At 46.3% G+C, this 20,581-nt stretch carries 19 protein-coding genes; 15 read left to right on the forward strand and 4 right to left on the reverse strand.

The genetic code is table 11. From position 1 onward, the window contains the following. The first annotated feature begins 42 nt into the window (after positions 1–42). The 4 genes from OWQ48_03695 to OWQ48_03710 all read left to right on the forward strand — a co-directional run bounded on the left by OWQ48_03695 (position 43) and on the right by OWQ48_03710 (position 3,829). A complete protein-coding gene (locus OWQ48_03695) occupies positions 43–504 on the forward strand; it encodes an OB-fold nucleic acid binding domain-containing protein (GenBank protein ID MCY0868319.1) in 462 nt (153 codons plus the stop codon). Next, positions 488–796 (forward strand): PqqD family protein, encoded by a 309-nt coding sequence (locus tag OWQ48_03700; protein MCY0868320.1) that lies wholly within the window; start codon positions 488–490, stop codon positions 794–796. The genes OWQ48_03695 and OWQ48_03700 overlap by 17 nt, the downstream gene beginning before the upstream one ends. Positions 797–1,094: 298 nt before the next feature. Continuing rightward, the gene (locus OWQ48_03705; protein MCY0868321.1) at positions 1,095–2,270 is read left to right on the forward strand and encodes a thiolase domain-containing protein; all 1,176 of its coding nucleotides are present in this window, start codon (positions 1,095–1,097) and stop codon (positions 2,268–2,270) included. A 2-nt stretch (positions 2,271–2,272) separates the two neighbouring features. Continuing rightward, on the forward strand, positions 2,273–3,829 hold the full coding sequence (locus OWQ48_03710; GenBank protein ID MCY0868322.1) for an acyl-CoA carboxylase subunit beta: 1,557 nt from the start codon (positions 2,273–2,275) through the stop codon (positions 3,827–3,829). On the opposite strand, the gene OWQ48_03715 is transcribed toward OWQ48_03710, so the two are convergent. Next, the gene (locus tag OWQ48_03715; protein MCY0868323.1) at positions 3,826–4,368 is read right to left on the reverse strand and encodes a biotin/lipoyl-binding protein; all 543 of its coding nucleotides are present in this window, start codon (positions 4,366–4,368) and stop codon (positions 3,826–3,828) included. The genes OWQ48_03710 and OWQ48_03715 overlap by 4 nt on opposite strands. Positions 4,369–4,529: 161 nt before the next feature. On the opposite strand from OWQ48_03715, the gene twy1 reads away from it, so the two are divergent. The 4 genes from twy1 to OWQ48_03735 all read left to right on the forward strand — a co-directional run bounded on the left by twy1 (position 4,530) and on the right by OWQ48_03735 (position 8,525). Further along, on the forward strand, positions 4,530–5,618 hold the full coding sequence (twy1, locus tag OWQ48_03720; protein MCY0868324.1) for a 4-demethylwyosine synthase TYW1: 1,089 nt from the start codon (positions 4,530–4,532) through the stop codon (positions 5,616–5,618). Between the two features lie 77 nt (positions 5,619–5,695). Continuing rightward, positions 5,696–6,568 carry an NAD(P)-binding domain-containing protein gene (locus OWQ48_03725; GenBank protein ID MCY0868325.1) on the forward strand — a complete coding sequence of 291 codons (873 nt, stop codon included), beginning with the start codon at positions 5,696–5,698 and terminating at the stop codon, positions 6,566–6,568. A 25-nt stretch (positions 6,569–6,593) separates the two neighbouring features. Then, a complete protein-coding gene (locus OWQ48_03730; protein ID MCY0868326.1) occupies positions 6,594–7,307 on the forward strand; it encodes a helix-hairpin-helix domain-containing protein in 714 nt (237 codons plus the stop codon). A 201-nt stretch (positions 7,308–7,508) separates the two neighbouring features. Further along, positions 7,509–8,525 carry a glycosyl transferase family 4 gene (locus OWQ48_03735; protein ID MCY0868327.1) on the forward strand — a complete coding sequence of 339 codons (1,017 nt, stop codon included), beginning with the start codon at positions 7,509–7,511 and terminating at the stop codon, positions 8,523–8,525. Positions 8,526–8,565: 40 nt separating this feature from the next. Here OWQ48_03735 and OWQ48_03740 read toward each other — a convergent pair whose 3' ends face one another. Then, positions 8,566–8,859, reverse strand: a complete 294-nt coding sequence (locus OWQ48_03740; GenBank protein MCY0868328.1) for a hypothetical protein — start codon at positions 8,857–8,859, stop codon at positions 8,566–8,568. Positions 8,860–9,013: 154 nt separating this feature from the next. On the opposite strand from OWQ48_03740, the gene OWQ48_03745 reads away from it, so the two are divergent. The 5 genes from OWQ48_03745 to OWQ48_03765 all read left to right on the forward strand — a co-directional run bounded on the left by OWQ48_03745 (position 9,014) and on the right by OWQ48_03765 (position 15,067). After that, the gene (locus OWQ48_03745; protein ID MCY0868329.1) at positions 9,014–9,178 is read left to right on the forward strand and encodes a hypothetical protein; all 165 of its coding nucleotides are present in this window, start codon (positions 9,014–9,016) and stop codon (positions 9,176–9,178) included. Positions 9,179–9,249: 71 nt separating this feature from the next. Next, positions 9,250–10,329 carry a VIT1/CCC1 transporter family protein gene (locus OWQ48_03750; protein MCY0868330.1) on the forward strand — a complete coding sequence of 360 codons (1,080 nt, stop codon included), beginning with the start codon at positions 9,250–9,252 and terminating at the stop codon, positions 10,327–10,329. A gap of 156 nt (positions 10,330–10,485) precedes the next feature. After that, positions 10,486–13,179, forward strand: a complete 2,694-nt coding sequence (locus OWQ48_03755) for a cation-translocating P-type ATPase (GenBank protein ID MCY0868331.1) — start codon at positions 10,486–10,488, stop codon at positions 13,177–13,179. Positions 13,180–13,265: 86 nt separating this feature from the next. Then, complete coding sequence (locus tag OWQ48_03760) at positions 13,266–13,982, forward strand: acetate--CoA ligase family protein (GenBank protein ID MCY0868332.1); 717 nt, start codon at positions 13,266–13,268, stop codon at positions 13,980–13,982. Between the two features lie 125 nt (positions 13,983–14,107). Continuing rightward, positions 14,108–15,067, forward strand: a complete 960-nt coding sequence (locus tag OWQ48_03765; protein ID MCY0868333.1) for an ATPase — start codon at positions 14,108–14,110, stop codon at positions 15,065–15,067. Here OWQ48_03765 and OWQ48_03770 read toward each other — a convergent pair. Beyond that, positions 15,062–15,880 carry a nitrilase gene (locus OWQ48_03770; GenBank protein ID MCY0868334.1) on the reverse strand — a complete coding sequence of 273 codons (819 nt, stop codon included), beginning with the start codon at positions 15,878–15,880 and terminating at the stop codon, positions 15,062–15,064. The two genes, OWQ48_03765 and OWQ48_03770, sit on opposite strands and share 6 nt — an antisense overlap. A gap of 77 nt (positions 15,881–15,957) precedes the next feature. Between OWQ48_03770 and OWQ48_03775 the strand changes: the two genes are divergently transcribed. Next, positions 15,958–16,401, forward strand: a complete 444-nt coding sequence (locus OWQ48_03775) for a 4Fe-4S ferredoxin (GenBank protein MCY0868335.1) — start codon at positions 15,958–15,960, stop codon at positions 16,399–16,401. A 1-nt stretch (position 16,402) separates the two neighbouring features. On the opposite strand, the gene OWQ48_03780 is transcribed toward OWQ48_03775, so the two are convergent. After that, positions 16,403–18,361 (reverse strand): molybdopterin biosynthesis protein, encoded by a 1,959-nt coding sequence (locus tag OWQ48_03780; protein MCY0868336.1) that lies wholly within the window; start codon positions 18,359–18,361, stop codon positions 16,403–16,405. Between the two features lie 65 nt (positions 18,362–18,426). Between OWQ48_03780 and OWQ48_03785 the strand changes: the two genes are divergently transcribed. Then, on the forward strand, positions 18,427–20,581 hold a 2,155-nt coding region (locus OWQ48_03785), incomplete at its 3' end, for a DEAD/DEAH box helicase (GenBank protein MCY0868337.1).

Consider the following 20,581-nt stretch of genomic DNA (forward strand, 5'->3'; position numbering starts at 1 on the left):
GAGCCTGCTCGTTCGTAACCAAATGTAGGAGTCGAATACGTAATGAGCTCGAATCAAGGTAAGGAGGAAACCCCTCCTGTAAACATAATAGATCTTAAACCTAGAATGGAGAAAGTAACTGTGAAAGCCAGAGTAGTTAAAGCCGAATCACCTAAAGTCATAGGTACTAAGAAAGGCCCTAGAACAATAAGCAACGCTGTACTCGGCGATGGAACAGGAAAAGTAGAGGCAACTCTATGGGGAGAAAAAGCCGGCACGCTACATGAGGGCGATGCAGTTGAAATTCAAGGTGCTTGGACAACAGAGTTTAAGGGTAGAGTGCAGTTGAATATAGGTAAATCCAGTGAGATAGCGAAAGTTGAAGACACCGCTGTACCACGGGCTGAGGAAATACCGGATCAATATCCCCAGGCGCCTCCCGGCTCTCGTGGATATGGGAGGCCTTTCAGAGGGGAGGGTAGAAGAAGCGGCAGGAGGTACTCTAGGTTTGAGCAGCGAGAATAATAGTAATGAAATTAATGCTACATATAATGCATTAAAGGACAGCAAGCCTATGAGAAACGGAGAACTCATTGGAGAGGAAGATGAGAGATTCTATGTAGCGTTAGGGGAGGAAGTATACGAGCTCTCGCCTCTAGCATACTACGTGTGGGCTATGTGTGATGGCGAGCATACAGTAGGCGAGCTAGCTGAGTCTATAAGTGTAAACGTTGGCGTGGAGCTTAAAGAAGTTATTGCTCCACTAGTTGCAACTCTAAGCCAGCTTCATGATGCAGGCCTCATCAACTACAACTAGCAAGCCGGCTCCATGCTCGTCGAGTAATCCCTCCAGCACACCTATATTAAACCCTTTTTGTCTACAAATGTATCTTTAGGGATGACCGAAGACTTCAATGCCGAAGTAGTGAGGAGACTCCACCCCTCGGGATCCCTCTGCGCTAACAGTATCCTCAGCTTCTTTATTCTAAAAGCGTGTTTTGTAGTATAGCGGGATTACTGTGGTATGTAGAGAGGCATATAACTTCGAGAGTCGTTTTAAACTAGAAGTAGCATTAATCCTTTAGACTACGTGTTGCCAGGTAAGGGTGTGAGTAATGGATAAAGTATTCGTTGTTGGAGTTGGAGCAACAAAGATTGGAAGGCATTTTGAACTCTCAGCGCGGGAGCTCTTCTCTCAGGCGTTAAAGAAGGCTATTGAGGATGCTGGAGGTGTTAAGCCTAGAGCTCTTATCGTAGGCAATATGACGTCGAGTGTTCTTATGGGTCAGGATAGCTTGGGTGCCCTTCTCGCAGACTACTCTGGCTTAAGAGGTATACCGGCATTTAAAGTTGAGGCTGCATGTGGTAGTGGCGGTGTAGCTATCTACACAGGCTACGCTCTAGTTAAGTCTGGGATAGCTGATGTTGTTGCTGTAGGCGGGGTTGAAAAGCTGACTGAATCGACAACAGAGTATGCTACGCGTGCTCTAGCTCAAGCAGCAGACGCCGACTTCGAGGTCTTCTATGGCGCTACCTTTACAGGCTTGAATGCCATGGTGGCCAGGCTTTACATGCAGCTCTTCGGCTACAATGATGAAGATCTATCCTACTGGCCGCTTAAAATGCACGAGTACGCTAGCTTCAACCCCTACGCTCAGCTACCTAGGAAGACATCAATGCAGGAGATCCTCAGCAGTCCCTTGATCGCTGATCCTATAAGACTGTTCCATGCCTCCCCTATAGGCGATGGTGCAGCAGCACTAATACTTGTAAGAGGCGAGGAGAAAGCCCGTGAAATAGCTAGAGCAGCCGGCAAGGATACCCTTGTGGAGCTAGCTGGAGTCGGAGTAGCAACAGATAGCGTTGATTTAGCATCGAGGAACAATATTCTAGTAATGGAGTCAACAGTGAAGGCTACTCAGGAGGCCTTAAAAATAGCTGGGGTAAGCCTTAAGGATGTAGACTATGCTGAGATACATGATGCATTCCATATAACAGCATACGCATCACTAGAAGATATAGGCTTCGCTCCTAAAGGAGAAGCCCCGAAGCTATTCAAGGAAGGTAGGTTCCAGAAGGGTGATAAACCAGAGGTAAACTTCAGCGGCGGGTTGAAAGCAAGGGGGCATCCAGTTGGAGCTACAGGAGTATACCAGGTTGTAGAGGCTACCATGCAGTTGAGAGGAGACTTCCCAGGCTTTAAAGCCACTGATCCCAGTATAGCTTTAACTCACAACATAGGGGGTATTAGCACTATAGCAGCTGTATCAGTACTCAGGAGGCTGAAGTAGCATTGAGCCATGAGAGCCTTATAAAGAAGGTTGAAGAGTACAGGCAGAAGTCTATTGAAGGCGGAGGCAGAGATAGAATAGAGCAGCAGAGGCAGAAAGGCAAGCTCTGGGTTCGAGATAGACTTGAAAGACTACTAGACCCAGGCTCTTTCACAGAGCTCCAATGGATGAGACTACATAGATCGACTTACTTCGGTATGGATAAGCTAAAGTACTATGGGGATGGAGTGGTAACAGGTTTTGGAACCATTGATGGAAGACCAGTCTACGTTTACGCCCAGGATTTCACAGTTCTCGGGGGAAGCATCGGCGAGGTGCACGGGGATAAAATAGCCAGGTTAATAGAGAAGGCTATTGAAACCGGGGCCCCCGTGATAGGCCTCTACGATTCAGGAGGGGCACGAATACAGGAGGGAGTTGCAGCTCTTCACAGCAGTGGCAGGATATTCTACGCTAATGTGAAAGCCAGCGGTGTCATACCTCAGATCGCCGTCATGATGGGGCCCTGTGCTGGTGCAGCCTCCTATAGTCCAGCCCTCATGGACTTCGTCATAATGGTTAAATCCTCCTACATGTTCATAACAGGGCCTGAAGCGGTTAAAGCAGCAATTGGTGCTGATGTAACCTTCGAGCAGCTCGGCGGAGCTGAGGTTCACGCATCGAAGAGCGGGGTAGCCCACTTTATTGTGGAAGATGAGGATTCAGCTCTAGCCTTGACTAGAAGACTTCTCTCATACCTACCTAGCAATAACATGGAGGAGCCGCCGTTTGTTGCTACCGAGGACCCTGTGGATAGGAGAATAGATGAAGTCTACGAGATAGTGCCGACAGACCCCTTCAAGCCCTTCGATGTTAAGAAAGTGATAAGCCTGGTGGTTGATGAAGGAGAATTCCTGGAGGTACACGAGCACTTCGGCAGATCAGCTGTAATAGGATTCGGGAGGATTGGAGGCTACACTACTTGTATTATTGCTAATCAGCCGGCTGTTAATGCTGGAGCCATAGATATAGATGCAAGTGTTAAGATAGCTAGATTTGTGAGATTCTGTAATGCATTCAATATACCTATTGTGACACTCGTGGATACACCAGGCTTCATGCCTGGAATCGACCAGGAGCATATGGGTATAATAAGACATGGAGCAAAAATCCTCTACGCTTACGCTGAGGCAACAGTACCCAAGATAACGCTGATAATGAGGAAGGCCTATGGTGGTGCATACATAGCGATGGGGAGTCTCTCACTGGGCAGTGATATTAATTTCGCGTGGCCTACAGCCGAAATAGCTGTGATGGGGCCTGATGCAGCCGCGAGAATACTCTACAGGAAGGAGGTTGCAACCGCCTCTAACCCTGAGGAAGTTCTCAGCAGGAAGATAGCTGAGTACAGAGAGACATTTGCAAATCCGTTCAGGGCAGCCGAGCTAGGATATATTGACGACATAATAGATCCAGCGTTAACAAGATTAAAGATCTACGAGGCATTAAAATTCCTGAGAGGAAAGCGCGAGGAGTACCTGGGGCCTCTTCCGAGAAAGCATGGTAATATCCCGCTCTAACCTCTGCTTTTTTCAACCTTAATCTTCACTAGTCTTCCATCCTTACTGACAGAGCCGCCGGGTTTAACGTACACGGCTTCAACTACTCCTCTATACGGGGACTTCACTTCTATGAACATCTTCATGGATTCTAAGACTGCTATTACATCCCCTTCGTTAACACTCTGACCTGGAGTTACTCTGACATCAGCCACCCTGCCACTCACCGGGGTTTTAATTACTCCCTCCTCTTCTACCTCCAGCTCTATACTCTTAGTCTTCTCTACCTCCTTCTCTATTTTCGCTTGCTCAGCTTTCTCCTTGATCTTCCTGACGAAAATAGATTCCAAGTTAACGTAGATCCTCTTGCCGACTATTCCTACTGATACAGGCTTGTCGTCAACGAATAGAATGTACCTTCCGTCGCTCTCCTTTAGGATTCTAACCCTGTATATTCTCCCCTCTGAATCCCTGAGTACTACGAGGTCTTTTTCACGTGCAAGCACCTCTAAGTCTACGTTATCATTATTGACTAGGGTTACAGTGTACTTCTTAGGCATAAAGTAACCCTCCCTTAGGTTTCAGCAACGCCAACCCTCTTCACTATTCCGTCACGGGTTCGCTCATCATCAGAATCTATAGAATTAGGCTATGAGGTATTAAATGCCATCTCATTTATAACACTGTTAAAGTATCTAGTGGGACTTGAGGAGTGGTCGGCTTGACCCTTGAGTGGAGTTTAGTAAGGAGGAAGAGAGAGGACTTCTGGAGCAGTAACCCTGTCTACAAAGCTATGTACGAGAGGCTTGTTAAGCAAGGCTACCATATTATAGGCACGATCGGGGCTGTGAAGAGGTGTCACTGGACTAAGGAAGCTGTCCTGAGAAATAGATATTGTTATAAGTGCCTATGGTATGGTATAGAGAGCCATAGATGCATTCAGATGACTCCTGTCGTAGCATGGTGTTGGAATAGATGCCTTCACTGCTGGAGACTACAGCCTGAGGACGTAGGAATGCACTGGGATGAAACACGTCCACCTGTAGTCGATGACCCCGAGGTGCTGGTTGAGGAGAGTATTAAGGTTCACAGGGAGATCATGGCTGGCTTCAAGGGGAACCCGAAGGCGGATCAAGTGAGAGTTATGGAGGCGATGGAGCCTAGGCATGCAGCTATAAGTCTAGCAGGCGAGCCCCTGCTCTACCCGAGGCTCGGCGAGCTAATAGAAGAATACCATAAGAGGAATATAACAACATTCCTTGTAACGCATGGTACAAGACCCGACACACTGAGGAACCTGGAGACGGAGCCAAGCCAGCTCTATATTAGCATAGAAGCATGGGATAAGAAGAGCTACGAGTACTTCAACCGCCCGCTTGTACCTAGAGCCTGGGAGTTATTCAACGAGACGTTAAAACTAGTGCCGAGCTTTAAATCACCCACGGTATTCAGGTTTACGATTGTAAAGGGGTTCAACGACCACGAGGAAGCCCTTAAGGGTTTCGCAAGGTTCGTTGAGACTGCTCAGCCATGGTACATAGAGGTTAAAGCCTACATGCATATCGGTGGGAGCAGAGAGAGGCTAACGAGAAGCAACATGCCGTCACACAACGATATCAGGGTGGTTGCAGGGAAGCTCTCCGAGCTAACAGGATACGAGGTTCTAAGCGAGTCTATTCCAAGCCGTATTGTACTCTTAAGCAGAGTGGGGAAGCCGTTAAGGCATGGTAAGGGTTGTCCTGATGGAGTGGAACACCCTGAGAAGTATACGCCGGTGATCACTGAGGAGTATGAGGAGATTGAAGGCTAGGACTCAGGCTTAAAGCACCTGCAATACGATCACTATTTAACCTGAATAACACCTAATCTTGGTGTTAGGTGTGAGTTTTGGTATCGAGGATACTTGTTGCAGGAGCAGGCTTAATGGGGTCTTCACTAGCTAAATGTCTATCCTCGAAGAAGATTGAAGTCTACGTGTATAATAGGAGTGTTGAGAAAGCTAGGGCTCTCTGCTCTGAGGTAGAGTGCAGTGTTGTTGAGAATCTAGGGGGGCTAAGAGATATTGATGCAGCAGTAATGTTTCTCTTCGATGACAACGCTGTACTAGACTTTACGAGGATGCTGATATCCAATGGGTCTCTCAAGGAGATTAAGCTTCTAGTGAATTCTTCAACTATAAGCCCTGAAACCAGCCTTACCCTCTATGAGGTAGTTAAAAACAACGGTGGAGTATACGTTGAATCCCCTGTCTACGGGAGTACTGATGAGGCATCATCATGCAACCTGATATCAATGCTGGCAGGAGATGAGGAGGCAAGACTGATAGCTGAGAGGACTGCATCACTCTATTCTTCTAGAGTATTCTGGGTGGGCAGGGTCCCCAAGGCTATGGCATTAAAGCTATCGCTAAATAACATAGGGCTTTCAATGCCAGCCGTTCTAGCAGAATCCCTCATCCTGCTAGACCTATATAATGTTGATGTAAAGATCTTCGAGGATATAGCCAGCACACTCTGGTTTGGAAGTATAATTAAGAGGTACCTTGAGAGAGCTGAGAGGACTGGGGGGAAGCCGAGATTCACTGTAGCTGGTGCAGCCAAAGACTACAGGGTTATATCGTACACGCTGCTCGCTAAAGGCAAGCATCCACTAATCTCTCACGCCATAGCCGGCTTCTATGATTTAGCGGCTAGGGTATCACCTGGAGAGGATTATCCAAGAGCAATATCACTCTACAGGAAGCTAACCGGGGTACGATGAGATTAAGCTGAGGGTATACCTCTAGATGAGTATTAAACTACTTGCACCGGTTGACGTGGTAATAGATTCGAGAGAGAACAGCAAGCACCCGGAGTTCAGGGAGGCGTTCATTAGAGAAGGGTTAAAAGTAGCTGTAAGAGAGCTTCAAGCAGGAGATTTCCTCTTAATGGCGCCTCCTGAAAAGAAGTCTATTCTAATTGAAAGAAAGAGCATTGATGACCTCGCTAACAGCGTGAAAGACAATAGGATATGGGAGCAGAGCAGGCTACTCCTCGAAGAAGCCCGTAGAGATGGGCATCAACCCCTACTAGTAGTTGAAGGATGCATCAGTAGCCTTGAGAAGTACCGGGGCTGGAGGATCCAGAGTATACTCAGAGTACTCGACTCCCTGATACTCGACATGGGTATACCCGTGCTCAATACTCCAAGCAAAGATGCTACTATCGCCTGGATCATAGCTAAAGCTAAAAGCCTGGGTAGAACTGAGAGCAAGCAGGTTTTCAGAATGAGGGTTGAAAAGAAGCCTATGAATCTACAGGAGAGAATACTGTATGTTGCTGAAGGCGTGGTAGGCCCTGTACTAGCTCGAAGACTCCTCGAGAAGTTTAAGACTCTCAGGAATCTAGCAAACGCCTCTAAACACGAGCTACTAAGCGTTGAGGGTATAGGAGAGAAGAGGGCAGAAGAGATATACATCCTCTTCAATACACCCTGGCAGAGCAATGAATCGGAAAAATAGCATCCAACTTAACTCAATCCAAATAATCCTTGAATTTCAATGTTATATTACAGCTAGTTTAAACTTCATGGATGTTAATAGATAATGAGGATCCTTAAAGCTTCAAGTGCAAGCTGAAATCTACTCGCAATGATTAAAAGCTCATGCTACTGTATTCGTAGCCTAGGGCGTTAACGGAACGATGACTACAGGGTGCAAACAGTGGATCCGGGGTCACTCTATAGCGTTATAAGCTATCTTGCCCCAATTACAGTATCCGCGCTTACAACTAGAATTCTCCTTAAATGGTGGATTTCAACGGGTAGTAAACTAGGCTTCACAGGTAGAGATATGAATAAACCTGGAGATGTACGTGTCGTAGAGGCTGGCGGTATATGGGTTATCCTTGGAGCAGTCTTCGGGATACTAACCTACGTGGCAGTTGAAACATACACGGAAGACTATAACGGGTTCTACACTTACTTTGCTATCTCACAGGTCCTCCTACTCGCCGGCCTCCTAGGCTTAATGGATGATATGCTAGGGTGGAAGAAGGGGTTAAGAAAGATTACGAGAGTAATGCTGACGATACCTATATCGCTCCCCATAGTAGTTATAAGAGAAGGGCATTCCACGATGGAGATACCTTTAATGGGTGCCGTGGACCTAGGAGTACTCTACCCGCTACTAGTTGTCCCGCTAGGTGTTATGGGAGCCAGTAACGCGTTCAACATGATTGCCGGATACAACGGGCTTGAAGGCCTCCAAGCCCTACTGATAACACTTCTCACCTTAGTCTTCGCTATTAAGAAGGGTATTACAGTCGTGGTGCCACTGCTACTAGTAATGGCTGCATCAATACTGTTCTTCCTCTACTACAACTGGTATCCTGCTAAAGTCTTCCCCGGGAATACTTTTACTTACGGCTTCGGAGCCTTCTATGCATCTCTAGTGATATACGGGAACTTCGAGAAGTTTGGTCTCGCCATGTTTACACTATACTTCATTGAGCTAGCTTTATTCCTGAGAGGACTGCGCGACCATGTATACAAAGAGAACTTCGGGATACCACGCCCCTCCGGATGCCTGGATCCACCTTATAGTAGAGTGTACAGTCTAACACATCTAGCCCTTATAGTCGTTAAAAAAGTGAAAGGTTGTGCACGAGAAGTTGACGTTGTATTCTTCATAGCTCTACTTCAACTAGCAGTCGGGCTTCTAGCTTTAACCCTACTATAATTAGAGTCGTGAAGGTTGATTTACTGCTTTCCCGATTAGACTACTCAATGCATGCAACTGCCACTTCCTCTAGTTCAGCAAGGTGTGTTTTAGTTAAGTGAAGATAGAGAGCATGCCTCCACGAGCGGGGGCCGGGAGTGTAGCTGCAGAACGGGCATTTCCTATAGGTGTCTATTAATACGGCTAGCTCCTCTAACTCCTTGATCACGCTTTTACAGCTCATTTCAGCTAAATGAATAGATCCCTGACTAGGCTTCTTCCTAGTAATAAATCTCGCTATACTGAAGGCTAGCTTCTCGAGTAGCCTAAAGCTTACAACTTTATTCTGGCTCATATAGATCCCATTTCTATTTTGGAAACAGGGTTAAATAAGTTTTCTATTTTGGAAATAGGAGGTAGTTTCAGGCTCCACAGCATACAGCGATCGCACTTTCACTGCACTCTCTACTTATAAGTCTCGAGATTAGAGCGTGATAGAAGGTGGAATTATGAACCCTGAAGTTAAAGTCTACCTGGTGGTAGTATTAAAGAGAATTAAAAGTAGCATCGAGAAATGCGGGAGCATTGAATGTGCTCTCTCAGTTATTGATACCTACATTGAGGCTATAGATGAGAAGACAACAAGCGAGATCATGAGGCTGCTCGGCCTCTAGGGGTCTTCGCGGTCAACACTTAAAGCATATTAAGGGTTAAGCCCACTATATTCGAAGACAGGGAATCCTTAATGAGCGATCCACGTGAGATCCTAGTAGATGAGTATATAGATGAAACTGTAAGCGCCAGACTCTACAGGTTTCTAGCACAGTTGAGCGGGATTAGGACTCTAGAGGATTTAGCCTTAATGGAGGAGGAGCATGCTAAGATACTTGCTGATTTAATGTCGTTGAGGGGCGTCAAGCCTCCTTTAAGAACTCCTTTTAAAGCCTTATTGAAGGAGAAATTCTATAGGCTAATTGCTAGAGTATTCGGATATAAGCTACCTCTACTTTTAATGGAGAGGTCGGAAGTAGAGGCTATAGTAGGCTACTGGAGTCTTCTAGAAGACCCTAGACTCCAGGATCACAGGGATAAGATTCTCAGGCTTTTAAGAGATGAAGTAATTCATGAAGCTGAATTATACGTTAGACTCCACGGATACCGGCTTGAAGTCGAGAACATGAAGGATGCAGTTTACGGGATGATAGATGCATTAATAGAGATTGAGGCTGGAGTAATAGGTATTGCGACAGCAACTCAGCCGCTTATAGCTGGAGTAGCTGGATTAATATCATCGATAGCCGGCTCTCTCAGCATGAGTGTGGGAGCATATCTCTCAACGAAGTCTGAGAATGAAACTACTAGAAGCGATGTCTTAAAAGAGAAGATTATTGCTGAAGTCGATAAAGCTAGATTCCTCGAGAAAATAAGAGAGGATCTAACTTCAAGGGGATTAACCAGTGAGCAAGCCTCGCTGATAGTAAAGCTGGCTTCAGAGAACCCGGAACTCCTCAAATACTTTACGTTGAGAGGAGTTCAAGAGGCTTCTCCAGGTAGAGCTGCAATGAGCGCTGGTGTATTCTATATGCTAGGAGCGCTAGGGCCGATACTACCGTTCCTCTTAAATCTCCCAGCTTTAATCTCTATTCCTCTCTCGCTAACTCTAACACTAACAGTACTATTCCTTCTAACACTATTCGTATCGCTAGTATCAGGGGCACGCCTCCACAAGCTGTTCCTGGAGTACGCTTGGTTAACTCTTCTCGCTACACTAGCAACATTCACTATTGGACTACTTGCGAAAGAATACCTTGGATTAGCCTTGTAGACTACCTGGATACACTGGTGCCTGCAATTCACTGCTGAAGCTTGTGATTGCTCGCGGCATTCCAGCTAGGAGGCTTTATTCTAATATTACGAATCCTAGTAAATATTATTCCTGCTGAGTACTCATATATCAAGTGTTCTACGAGCGTGAGCATAAATGAGCCTGGCTGAGGATGTTAAATGGCATTCACTAGAGTTAAGCGAGGTCTTCGAGAAGCTGAAGACTGAGCCTAAGGGACTGTCCAGCGAGGAGGCTGCAAGGAGGTTAGGGGAGTATGGCTTCAACGAGATAGTTGTAGAGGAGAAGGTATCACCCTGGATGCTGCTGCTGGGGCAATTCAAAAGCCCGTTAATCATTCTACTACTATTCGCTACTGGATTATCCATGGTTATCGGTGAACTAATTGATGCCATTGTCATCATAGCGATAGTAATAGCTAGCGCTGTGCTAGGCTTCTACCAGGAGTATAGGGCTGAGCGTGCTCTCGAAGCCCTCAAGAAGATGACTGCACCGGTAGCTCGAGTTCTACGTGACGGGAAGATCACTGTAGTTAAAGCCAGGGAAGTAGTACCAGGCGACATACTCCTCCTCGAAGCAGGTGATAGAGTTGCAGCTGATGCCCGCCTAATAGAATCCGTGAGCTTGAAGGTAGATGAATCTTCTCTAACTGGTGAATCATATAGCGTCGAGAAAATCGTGGGGAAGCTACCGCCTGAAACCCCGTTAGCTGATAGGGTAAACATGGTCTTCGCTGGAACAGTTGTAACGTATGGTAAAGGGAAGGCTGTAGTTGTTGCAACAGGTGCCAGAACCGAGCTAGGTAAGATAGCTGAGGAGATTAGAGGAGCCGAGGAGAAGAAGACTCCACTTGAGCTTAGAATGGAGCAGATAGGGAAGCTTCTCGCAGTGTTAAGCCTTAGTGTAGCCGCGATAGTAGCATCCATAGGGGTCTTCGTCTGGGGCTACGATCCATTCGACATGGTGTTCTGGGCGATAAGTCTAGCTGTCGCGGCAGTACCAGAAGCACTCCCAGCAGTAGTGACAAGTACTCTAGCTATTGGAATGTATAGAATGGCGAAGAGAAATGCTATTGTGACGAGACTCCCCGCTGTTGAAACCCTTGGTTCAGCAACCTACATATGCTCAGATAAAACAGGCACCATGACTAAAGGCGAGATGACCGCCCGTAAAATATATGTTTCAGGCAGGATACTAGAGGTCACAGGATCAGGGTACGAGCCTAGTGGTGAAATACTTGACGGTGAGAGAAGAGTAGATATCGCTGGGTTCAAGGAGCTAGAACTCCTACTGCTTGCTGGAGTATTAAACAACGATGCGAGAATAGTAGTGGAGAATAATAGGAGGATGATCATAGGGGATACAACAGAAGGTGCCTTACTAGTACTCGCAGAGAAAGCCGGCTTAGATGTAGAGAGGATTAGAGAAGCCTACCCAAGAGTAGGCGAGGTACCATTCTCCTCGGAGAGAAAACGGATGAGCACTTACCATAAAATGCCTAGCGGCGAATACTATATATTCGTGAAGGGAGCACCTGAAATCATACTAGGCTTCTCTAAGTACGTGATGAGAAATGGTGTTATCGAAGAGTTAACCGAGAGCAGTAAAGCAGAAATAGCTAGAGTCAACGAGGAGCTCGCTTCACAGGGATACAGGAACCTGGCAATCGCCTTCCGGCGGGTGAGCGCAGAGGAAGCCAGCTCCCCGAGCGAAGCCCACGAGAACAACCTAGTATTCCTCGGGTTAGTAGGGCTTATGGACCCCCCGAGGCCGGAAGTAAAGGAGGCTATCAAGGAGTGCAAGAAAGCAGGTATATCAGTGGCAATGATAACCGGCGACCACAAGCTTACAGCTGTAGCCATAGCTAGAGAACTCGGATTATACAATGAAGGAGATGAAGTACTAACAGGCGCCGAGTTAGAGTCTATGAGCTTCGAGGAACTAGTTGAGAAGGCTGAAAATATAAGAGTCTATGCTAGAGTCTCCCCAGAGCACAAGCTCAAGATAGTTAAAGCGTTAAAGAAGAAAGGACACGTTGTCGCTATGACCGGCGATGGTGTTAATGACGCTCCTGCTCTTAAAGCAGCTGACATAGGAGTGGCAATGGGTATCACTGGGACAGAAGTCGCTAAAGAGGCAGCTGACATGATACTAGCAGACGATAACTTCGCGACGATAGTAGCTGCAGTCAGAGAAGGAAGAGTTATATTTGAGAATATACGCAAGTACCTAGCCTACCTCCTTAGCTGCAATATAGCGGAGATAGTAGTCCCATTACTAGCGGCATTCCTCAAACTACCCCTCCCATTCTACGCTATACACTACCTTTGGATAAACCTAGTGACCGACGGGCTACCAGCACTAGCTCTCGGGGTAGACCCGGCTGAGCCGGATATAATGGAGAGGCCGCCGCGTAGACTGGACTCACCGGTATTCTCGAAACGTGAAGTATTCATGTACCTGGTATTCCTTCCACTACTACTTAGTGTTCTCTTGACAACAAGCTTCCACTTCAGTCTCAACGTGATGGGGGAGAATGAGGCTGAGGCAAGGGCAACAGTATTCACCTCGATTATTGTAACAGAGCTTCTAATAGCCCTCTCAGCAAGAAGTCTAAGACATCCAGCAGTGAAAGTAGGGATCTTCAAGAACAAGTATCTAACGCTATCAGTAGTAGCCTCGCTAATACTACAGCTGATAATACTTTACACACCACAGCTGGCATCACTATTTAAGATAGCTCCTCCAATACTCAGCGACTGGCTGATAGCATCTACCGTAGCCCTCATAACATTCGCTAGCATTGAGATACTCAAATACGTTTACGAGTAAACTATAATCAGTAGCTGGTAGTACCTCAATGATTTTAATTAATTTGATTTTTATTAAGGTCTCGGCTACATAGTACAGTCAGGGCTATGCTCGAGTCCCGCAACTATCTCTCACTCGAGGATTTTACAAGGAGTAGGAAGCTCCCGGATATCAAGGTCTTCCAGCTCTTAGAATCTTATAGTATTCCCATTGCACCATACGGTTTCGCTAGAACTCCGGAGGAAGCTGTTAAAGTAGCAGATAACCTTGGCTACCCAGTTGTAGTTAAGATTATTTCACTTGATATAACACATAAGAGTGATGTAGGCGGAGTAGTGTTGGGATTGAATAGTGGTAGCGAAGTATACCATGCTGTTGTGGATATGGCTAGGAGAATTAGGGAGAAAGTTCTCCATGCAAGAATAGAAGGCTTCTTAATCCAGAAGCAAATGCCTCCCGGTGTTGAGGTCATAATTGGCGCTCTGAACGATAGAACTTTCGGAGGAATAGTAATGCTGGGGTTAGGTGGAGTGTTCACGGAAGTTCTAAGAGATGTAACCTTCAGGGTTGCACCAGTATCGAGTAGTGAGGCACTAGAAATGATCAATGAGCTCAAAGCCTCGAGAGTCTTCGAAGGCTATAGGGGCTTGAAGCCTGTGAACAAGCAGGCTTTAGCCGATGTAATCGTAAAAGTATCAAAGCTTATACTTGAAAACCCCTGGATAGAATCCATGGATTTAAACCCTGTGATAGCATACCCTGATAGCGCAGTGGTAGTTGATGCAAGAATAATCTTAAAACCTGCTGCTCAGCCTAGCCCTTAACAGTATCCCGGCAGTATTAGAAGTCGAGACTACGTGCCTTCTGCTACTACTTAATTCTTCCACTAACTCAATACGAATTCTTATTCGAAAGGGAGTGAAGAGAAGTAGATGGTAGAGGGGTTGAAATGGCTAAGTGTAGAAAGTGTGGGAGAGAAGCCGAGTACAAGGTTTCATTCGGCAAGTTATGGTTCTGTAGAGAGCACTTCATAGAGTACTTTGAGAAGAGGGTCATTGAAACCATTAGAAGATTTAAGATGGTTAAGCCGGGGGATAAAGTGGCTGTTGCTGTATCAGGTGGCGTGGATAGCATGAGTCTTCTCGCAGTGCTTACCAGGCGTAGAGAGGAGTTAGGTTTAGAGAGGATTACAGGATTACACTTGAACTTCGGGATTAACGGTTTCAGCGATATACTTGAGGGAAGAGTGAAGGAGTACTGTAGCTTAATGAATGTTCAATGTAGTATTCTAAGGCTGAGAGACCTCATTGGTGTATCTCTACCAGAGCTTGCGTTGAAAGCTAGAAGGCCTCCTTGTAGTGTCTGCGGGCTCGTGAAGAGATACGTTTTCACAGCTTTCGCTTGGAGGAACGGGTTTACAGCACTGTTCACAGGGCATCATCTAGATGATATCGTAGTATACATGCTTAAAGACATATATACAGGGGACTTCAAATCGCTTGCAAGCCTTAAACCTCTCCAGCGTTTAGATGACCTACCGGTTAAAGCCAAGCCCCTAATACTAGTATCTAAAAGCGATATTGAGACTTATGCCAGGTTATCCGGGGTACCATACATCGAGGTAAACTGCCCCTTTAAGCATAAGAGTGATGTCGAGAAGAGCATTGAAGACTTCATAGCGAGCCTACAAGCTTTAAATCCTGCTGCAAAACTCACAGTATTCTCCAGTATCATTAAGCTTATCGAGGACTACATTGAACCAAAAGAGTCCTCTAACCTCCTTAAATGTGAGGTTTGCGGTATGCCCTCATCGAGCAGGGAGTGCAGTTTCTGCAGGATGACTAGAAGGACTCTAGGGGTTAGCATGGGTCCTAGAGTACTCGAGAAGGTAAGAGTATATAGCTTATAGCTCTATATGTCTTATCTCCCATCTAGCTTTAGCTTGAGCTACCACGGGAAGCGTTCTTCTAACCTCGTTCACCACGTCTGTCTCAACCCTGTACTCTACGTAAGCCTCCTTCCAGCCTAGATCAAGCTCTCTGTACCCCCATGGATTGAAGACGCCGCTTCTCCCAGCAAACATGTCGTCAACTTGATCCACGAGGATCAAGTATACTGTGTTCTCATGGGCCCTCACACTTGCAAGCTTATCGAGTATTTCCTCCTTATAGGGGCCTCTAACCCATCCTGCCTGAGCTACTATAACATCACTTCCCATTAAGCTGTAGACTCTGTACAACTCTGGGAATCTTAAATCATAGCATATTGTGAAGCCTATCTTAACACCCTCTATGGAAAGTATTCTACCAGGCCCCTTACCCGGCTTGAAGAAGCTTGACTCTCTAAAGCCGTAGGCGTCGAAGAGATGCATTTTACTGTAGACTGGTATAGCGTCGCCTTTATCAGTTAGAATGATACTCGTGCTCAGGGTTAACGGAGGGGTATCTGTTCTCTCAATGAAGTGGGCTAGTATAAAGACACCTAGCTCACCAGCTAGCTTTGAAAGCTCCATTAGATACTTGCTTGATACAGGTGTTTCAGAGTAATTGTAGACCACGGCAGGATCAGCTATCCTAAATGGATTCAGCATGCTATACTCGGGGAGGATTATTATGTCAGCCTCCTTATAGTTTCTCTTTACGATCTCAACAGTTTTTCTAGCATTATCTAAGGGTAGCCCTGGAAATCCTGCTTGAAGCAATCCTACTGTGAGTGCCGTCATCACAGCCCCGTTTGAATAATGTATTAGGAAAGATATTTAACAAATCAGGCTCGATATTAATACACTGGTGTTCTATAATGTACATTCTTCCAAGACTCATAGACGTAAACGCCAAGGCTTCAATACTAAGACAGCATAAGAAGCTGCTTATCATGAGTAGATGCATTGAAACCGAGCATAGAGAGATAGTCGAGGAGATGTCTAGTAAAGGCTACGCGATTCTAACAGCCTGCCCGGAAGCAGAGCATGTTAACATGCTAGGCTTTAAGCTAGCTGGAATACTAGCTAGAGGAGACTTTGAAGAGATAGCTGTTTTAACTGTGGATGGAAGCCTCCACTGTACTCAACTCCACTGGATGCTTGAGGAGGTGTGTAAGATAGCTGGGAGATGCCCTGCTCAAAGACACATGGTGGTGTATAAGGGGAGGGTATACGAGGTGAGCTCTGAGGCTGTCAAGACAAGCAGGTTTCTCTATAAGGTTGAGAAACTACTGGGTTCAGGCATCCGGAGTGAGAGTTGAATTATACTGGCTCCCCTATATCCGCGGGGATCCTGTAGTAGCCTTTATACCTCATTGATCTCTCCACTAGCTCCGTGTTCTTTAACACCCTGATAAACTCCTCTACACTAGTCTTCCTTAATCTATCCTTGGGTACCAGGAAATCGTACTGCTCCCATGTTAACGGTATGAAGTCTAAACTGAACATTTCAGCTACGTAGCCTGAAGCAATGCCAGCGTCAGCTCTACCCTGTTTAACGGCTAGTGCTACAGCTGTATGCGTTTTAACTTCATACGTGTACCCGTTTACAACTCTACTTGGGTCTGCTTCTACTCCTTTTTCAGCTAGAAGCTTCTTCAGCATGTAGTCAAGGTATACTCTTACACCTGATCCTTTAACTCTATTTACAATTCTCACATCACTTCTAAGAAGATCCTCTATGCTACTAATTCTCTTAGGATTACCCTTTGCTACCACTAACCCTATTAGTCTATCGAACCCCCTGATTAATACAGCCTTACTCTCTAGGTTAAACCGCTTGAGAAATGGCTTATTGTACACCATGCTCTCCTCGTCGAGGAGGTGTGTGGGGGCTATGTCAGCTTCACCACGGGCTACGGCACGCCATCCAGCAAGACTACCTACATTCAGTATCCTACTATTGTATGCTAGTCCAGCCTCCCTTAGTATATCCATTAAGAGGGGGTCGTTGCTCCCAATAATGTTGAGTCTACTTGATACCTCGACAGGTTTAAACAAGTATACTTTAACCCTAGATCCAGCTTCAACTAAATCCAAGTCCTCGGGGAGCTCGATGTACCCGTCACTGTATACTAGTGAAGCAATACTCCCGCTGCTAAAAGATACAGGGTAAGCTGCATACCCTCGAGGGCCTTCTACGAGTGATACAGGGATCAACCAAGCTTTACCAACCTGCTTTCTAATTCTCATGGGGAGCACGGCATCCGCTATAGGTTCAATCTCTCTTACTCCTGTCATGCGGGCTACTATAGGTTTAACCACTCCTCGTAGTATCATGTAGCATGAGAGAGGGAATCCAGGGAGTCCTATAAGGAGTTTACCATTAGATGTTAGAGCAATAACAGTAGGTTTACCCGGCTTAGTCTTCAAGCCGTGAACTAGCACTTCACCCAAGTCCTCGAAGACTCTGTATACCAGGTCCCCTAGCCCGGCACTAGTTCCTCCGCTAGTTAAAACTAGATCATACTCATTTATGCTCTTCTCGATCTCCTCTCTCACTATACTGTAGTCGTCTGGGAGAAGCCCTTTGAACACAGCGTCTACGCCAAGCTCTCTCAGGTAGGATGTGATTAGTCTTCCATTAACATCGTAGACTTTACCGAGAGTTAAAGGAAAGCCGGGCTCGGTAATCTCCACGCCGGTTGAGTACACAGCTGCCTTCGGCTTCACGTATACCTTAACTTTTTTAACTCCTAGCCCTGAAAGCACAGCTATATGCTCGTGGCTTAGCTTAGTGCCCTTTAAGAGCACGAGGTCTCCTGCTGATATATCGCTTCCAGCAGTAGATATGTTCTCACCGGGGCTTACACTTCTATATACTTTGAGACTCTCACCACTTCTCTCAACGTGCTCCTCAATCACGATAGAATCGCATTCTCTAGGTATGACTGCACCAGTAGCAATCTCTACAGCTTTACCCTGACTGCACGCTACTGAAGGCTCCTCACCAACTCCTATAAATCCTACTACCCTGAGGACTACAGGTGAGAGTTCGTCAGCCCACTCAACATCAATACTTCTCACAGCGTAACCGTCTACTTCACTTCTATCAAAAGGAGGATAGTCGAGTGGGGCATAGATGTCTTCAGCGAGGATTCTACCGGCAGCATCCAGTAAATCTATTTCCTCGACGCCTTTTGGAGCTGGTTTAACCTTCTCTTCAACTAATCTAACAGCATCCTTGATCGATAGGAGCTCATGGAATATCTTCCTGGACATTCCAGCCACCTTTCTCAACCTAAATATCTAGCTTATTAATTAAATACGTGGTGAGCGGGGGGTACTTGAATGTTAGTGCTTTGAGGGGCTATGGGTTTCCTGGTGAGTATGTTAGGTTGTTGGAGGAGAGGAGTATTCGTGAGTTGAATCCTGTTCAGGTGGAGGCTGTTAGAGCTGGGTTGTTTGGTGGTGGGAATCTGCTGGTGGCTGCGCCTACAGCTTCAGGTAAGACTCTTATTGGTGAGCTGGCTCTTGTATACGGGTGGCTGAATGGTGGTGTGGGAGTGTATTTAACGCCTCTTAGAGCGCTGGCGGGTGAGAAGTACTGGGAGTTCAGGGTTCTAGAGGAGGTTGGAGTTAGGGTTGGGGTGGCTACAGGCGACTACGATGAGCGGGCTGAGCATCTGGGAGAGTATGATTTAATTGTCGCGACGTATGAGAGGTTTGATAGTATTCTGAGGTTGAAGCCGTGGTGGCTTAGGGATGTTAGAGTTGTAGTATTAGATGAGGTACACTTGATTGGTGACTGGGAGCGTGGACCTATAGTTGAGGTGATTGCTGCGAGACTCATGAGGGGGAACACTAGGTTGATTGGTTTATCTGCGACGATCGGTAATCCCGGTGAGCTAGCTGAGTGGTTGAATGCTTCTCTTGTTAGCAGCGAGTGGAGGCCTGTTAAACTAGTTGAAGGCGTGTTAGATAGAAGGAGAAGGCTTATAGTATTCCCCGAGGAGGCGGGCGAGGAGGTACCGGATAGAACAGGTGATTTATTCTTAGACACGCCACTCCATAACGTACTCGACCTAGACATGCAGACACTAGTCTTCGTGCATAATAGGAGGAGGGTTGAAGAGTACGCTGTAGAAGCATCCAGGTACCTTCCTGTGAACCCTTCAAGTAGTCTACTCGAAAACCTAGCTAGAGAGCTTGAGGAAGCCCCGGTATCCATGGAGAGAGACCTTCTATTAAAACTTGTTAGAAGAGGAGTTGGATTTCATCACGCTGGGCTCTCGAGTACTGCCCGCATGGTTGTTGAGAAAGGCTTCAGGGAGAGGATACTAAAGCTTGTTTACGCTACTCCTACTCTAGCTGCAGGGGTTAACCTACCTGCTAGAAGAGTTGTTGTATCAATTAAAAGGTATGATCCCGTGAAGGGTAGAAGAGTCAATATAAGCATAGCGGAGTACAAGCAGATGGCTGGTAGAGCCGGTAGACCAGGGTATGATAAGGTAGGAGAGTCTATTATACCTGATGCATCAAGCCTTGGTGAGGGCTTACGCTACATAAAGAGTGCTTTAGAGCCTGTATCTGGTAGACTACTCAGCGAGAGAGGGCTGAGAATACACCTGCTCTCGCTTGTAGCATCAAGGGATGCCTCAAGCATCCAGGATTTAATAGAGATACTCTCATCTACATTCTCTGCGAGACGCTCAGAGGACTTAAAGCTCAACGGGAAGCTAGTTTCCCAGGTTGTAGGGCTTCTCGAGGATCTAGGCATGCTGGTAGAATCCTCCGGGCTGCTGAAGCCTACAATGCTTGGTAAAACTACATCCTTCACGTATCTCGACCCGCTTACTGTAAGCATGTATAGGAGGCTTAAGCCCAGCGTGCCGAGAGAACTATACCTGCTTCACGTAATATGCACTACACCGGATTTCACAAGGAGTTCTCCATACATCCATGGATGGATTACTAGTAGTCTTGAGGAGACAGCACTAGATATGGCTGAGCGAGGGTTTATCCCAGGGCCCTCCGGCTTCAGTGATTACGATGAATGGCTTAGAGGATTTGTCTACGCTATGATCCTCTACGATTGGATTAATGAAGCATCAGAGGATAGTATAGTAGAGAGGTATGAAGTTGGCCCCGGGGACCTCTACAGTATGGTTGATACCGCGTCATGGATAGCTCACGCTCTCTCACGCATAGAGGGGGTTCTAGGCGACATAGCCTTCTATAAAGCACTGGAATCCCTCTCGAGGAGAATTGAGAAAGGTGTAAAAGAGGATGCATTAGAGTTAACCCTCCTGAAGGGGGTTGGGAGAGTAAGAGCCAGGATACTAGTAGAGCACGGAGTTAAAAACCTTAAAGATCTAGCTGAGAAGCCTGCTTCCTGGATTGCATCTCTACCTAAATTCGGCCCTCGCATAGCAGAGGAGATCGAAAGACAGTTAAGAGAAATAGGGTTGAAAACTAACTCCGTTATACATGAGACAGCTA

The sequence above is a fragment of the Desulfurococcus sp. genome (assembly GCA_026626905.1).
In the GTDB taxonomy this organism is placed as follows: domain Archaea; phylum Thermoproteota; class Thermoprotei_A; order Sulfolobales; family Desulfurococcaceae; genus Desulfurococcus.

Coding starts and splice junctions, on each gene's coding strand:
- OWQ48_03705 (MCY0868321.1), top strand. CDS start 1,095: ATGGATAAAGTATTCGTTGTTGGAGTTGGAGCAACAAAGATTGGAAGG.
- OWQ48_03775 (MCY0868335.1), top strand. CDS start 15,958: ATGTACATTCTTCCAAGACTCATAGACGTAAACGCCAAGGCTTCAATA.
- OWQ48_03745 (MCY0868329.1), top strand. CDS start 9,014: ATGAACCCTGAAGTTAAAGTCTACCTGGTGGTAGTATTAAAGAGAATT.
- OWQ48_03765 (MCY0868333.1), top strand. CDS start 14,108: ATGGCTAAGTGTAGAAAGTGTGGGAGAGAAGCCGAGTACAAGGTTTCA.
- OWQ48_03750 (MCY0868330.1), top strand. CDS start 9,250: ATGAGCGATCCACGTGAGATCCTAGTAGATGAGTATATAGATGAAACT.
- OWQ48_03770 (MCY0868334.1), bottom strand. CDS start 15,880: ATGACGGCACTCACAGTAGGATTGCTTCAAGCAGGATTTCCAGGGCTA.
- OWQ48_03730 (MCY0868326.1), top strand. CDS start 6,594: ATGAGTATTAAACTACTTGCACCGGTTGACGTGGTAATAGATTCGAGA.
- OWQ48_03780 (MCY0868336.1), bottom strand. CDS start 18,361: ATGTCCAGGAAGATATTCCATGAGCTCCTATCGATCAAGGATGCTGTT.
- OWQ48_03695 (MCY0868319.1), top strand. CDS start 43: ATGAGCTCGAATCAAGGTAAGGAGGAAACCCCTCCTGTAAACATAATA.
- OWQ48_03715 (MCY0868323.1), bottom strand. CDS start 4,368: ATGCCTAAGAAGTACACTGTAACCCTAGTCAATAATGATAACGTAGAC.
- OWQ48_03740 (MCY0868328.1), bottom strand. CDS start 8,859: ATGAGCCAGAATAAAGTTGTAAGCTTTAGGCTACTCGAGAAGCTAGCC.
- OWQ48_03760 (MCY0868332.1), top strand. CDS start 13,266: ATGCTCGAGTCCCGCAACTATCTCTCACTCGAGGATTTTACAAGGAGT.
- OWQ48_03755 (MCY0868331.1), top strand. CDS start 10,486: ATGAGCCTGGCTGAGGATGTTAAATGGCATTCACTAGAGTTAAGCGAG.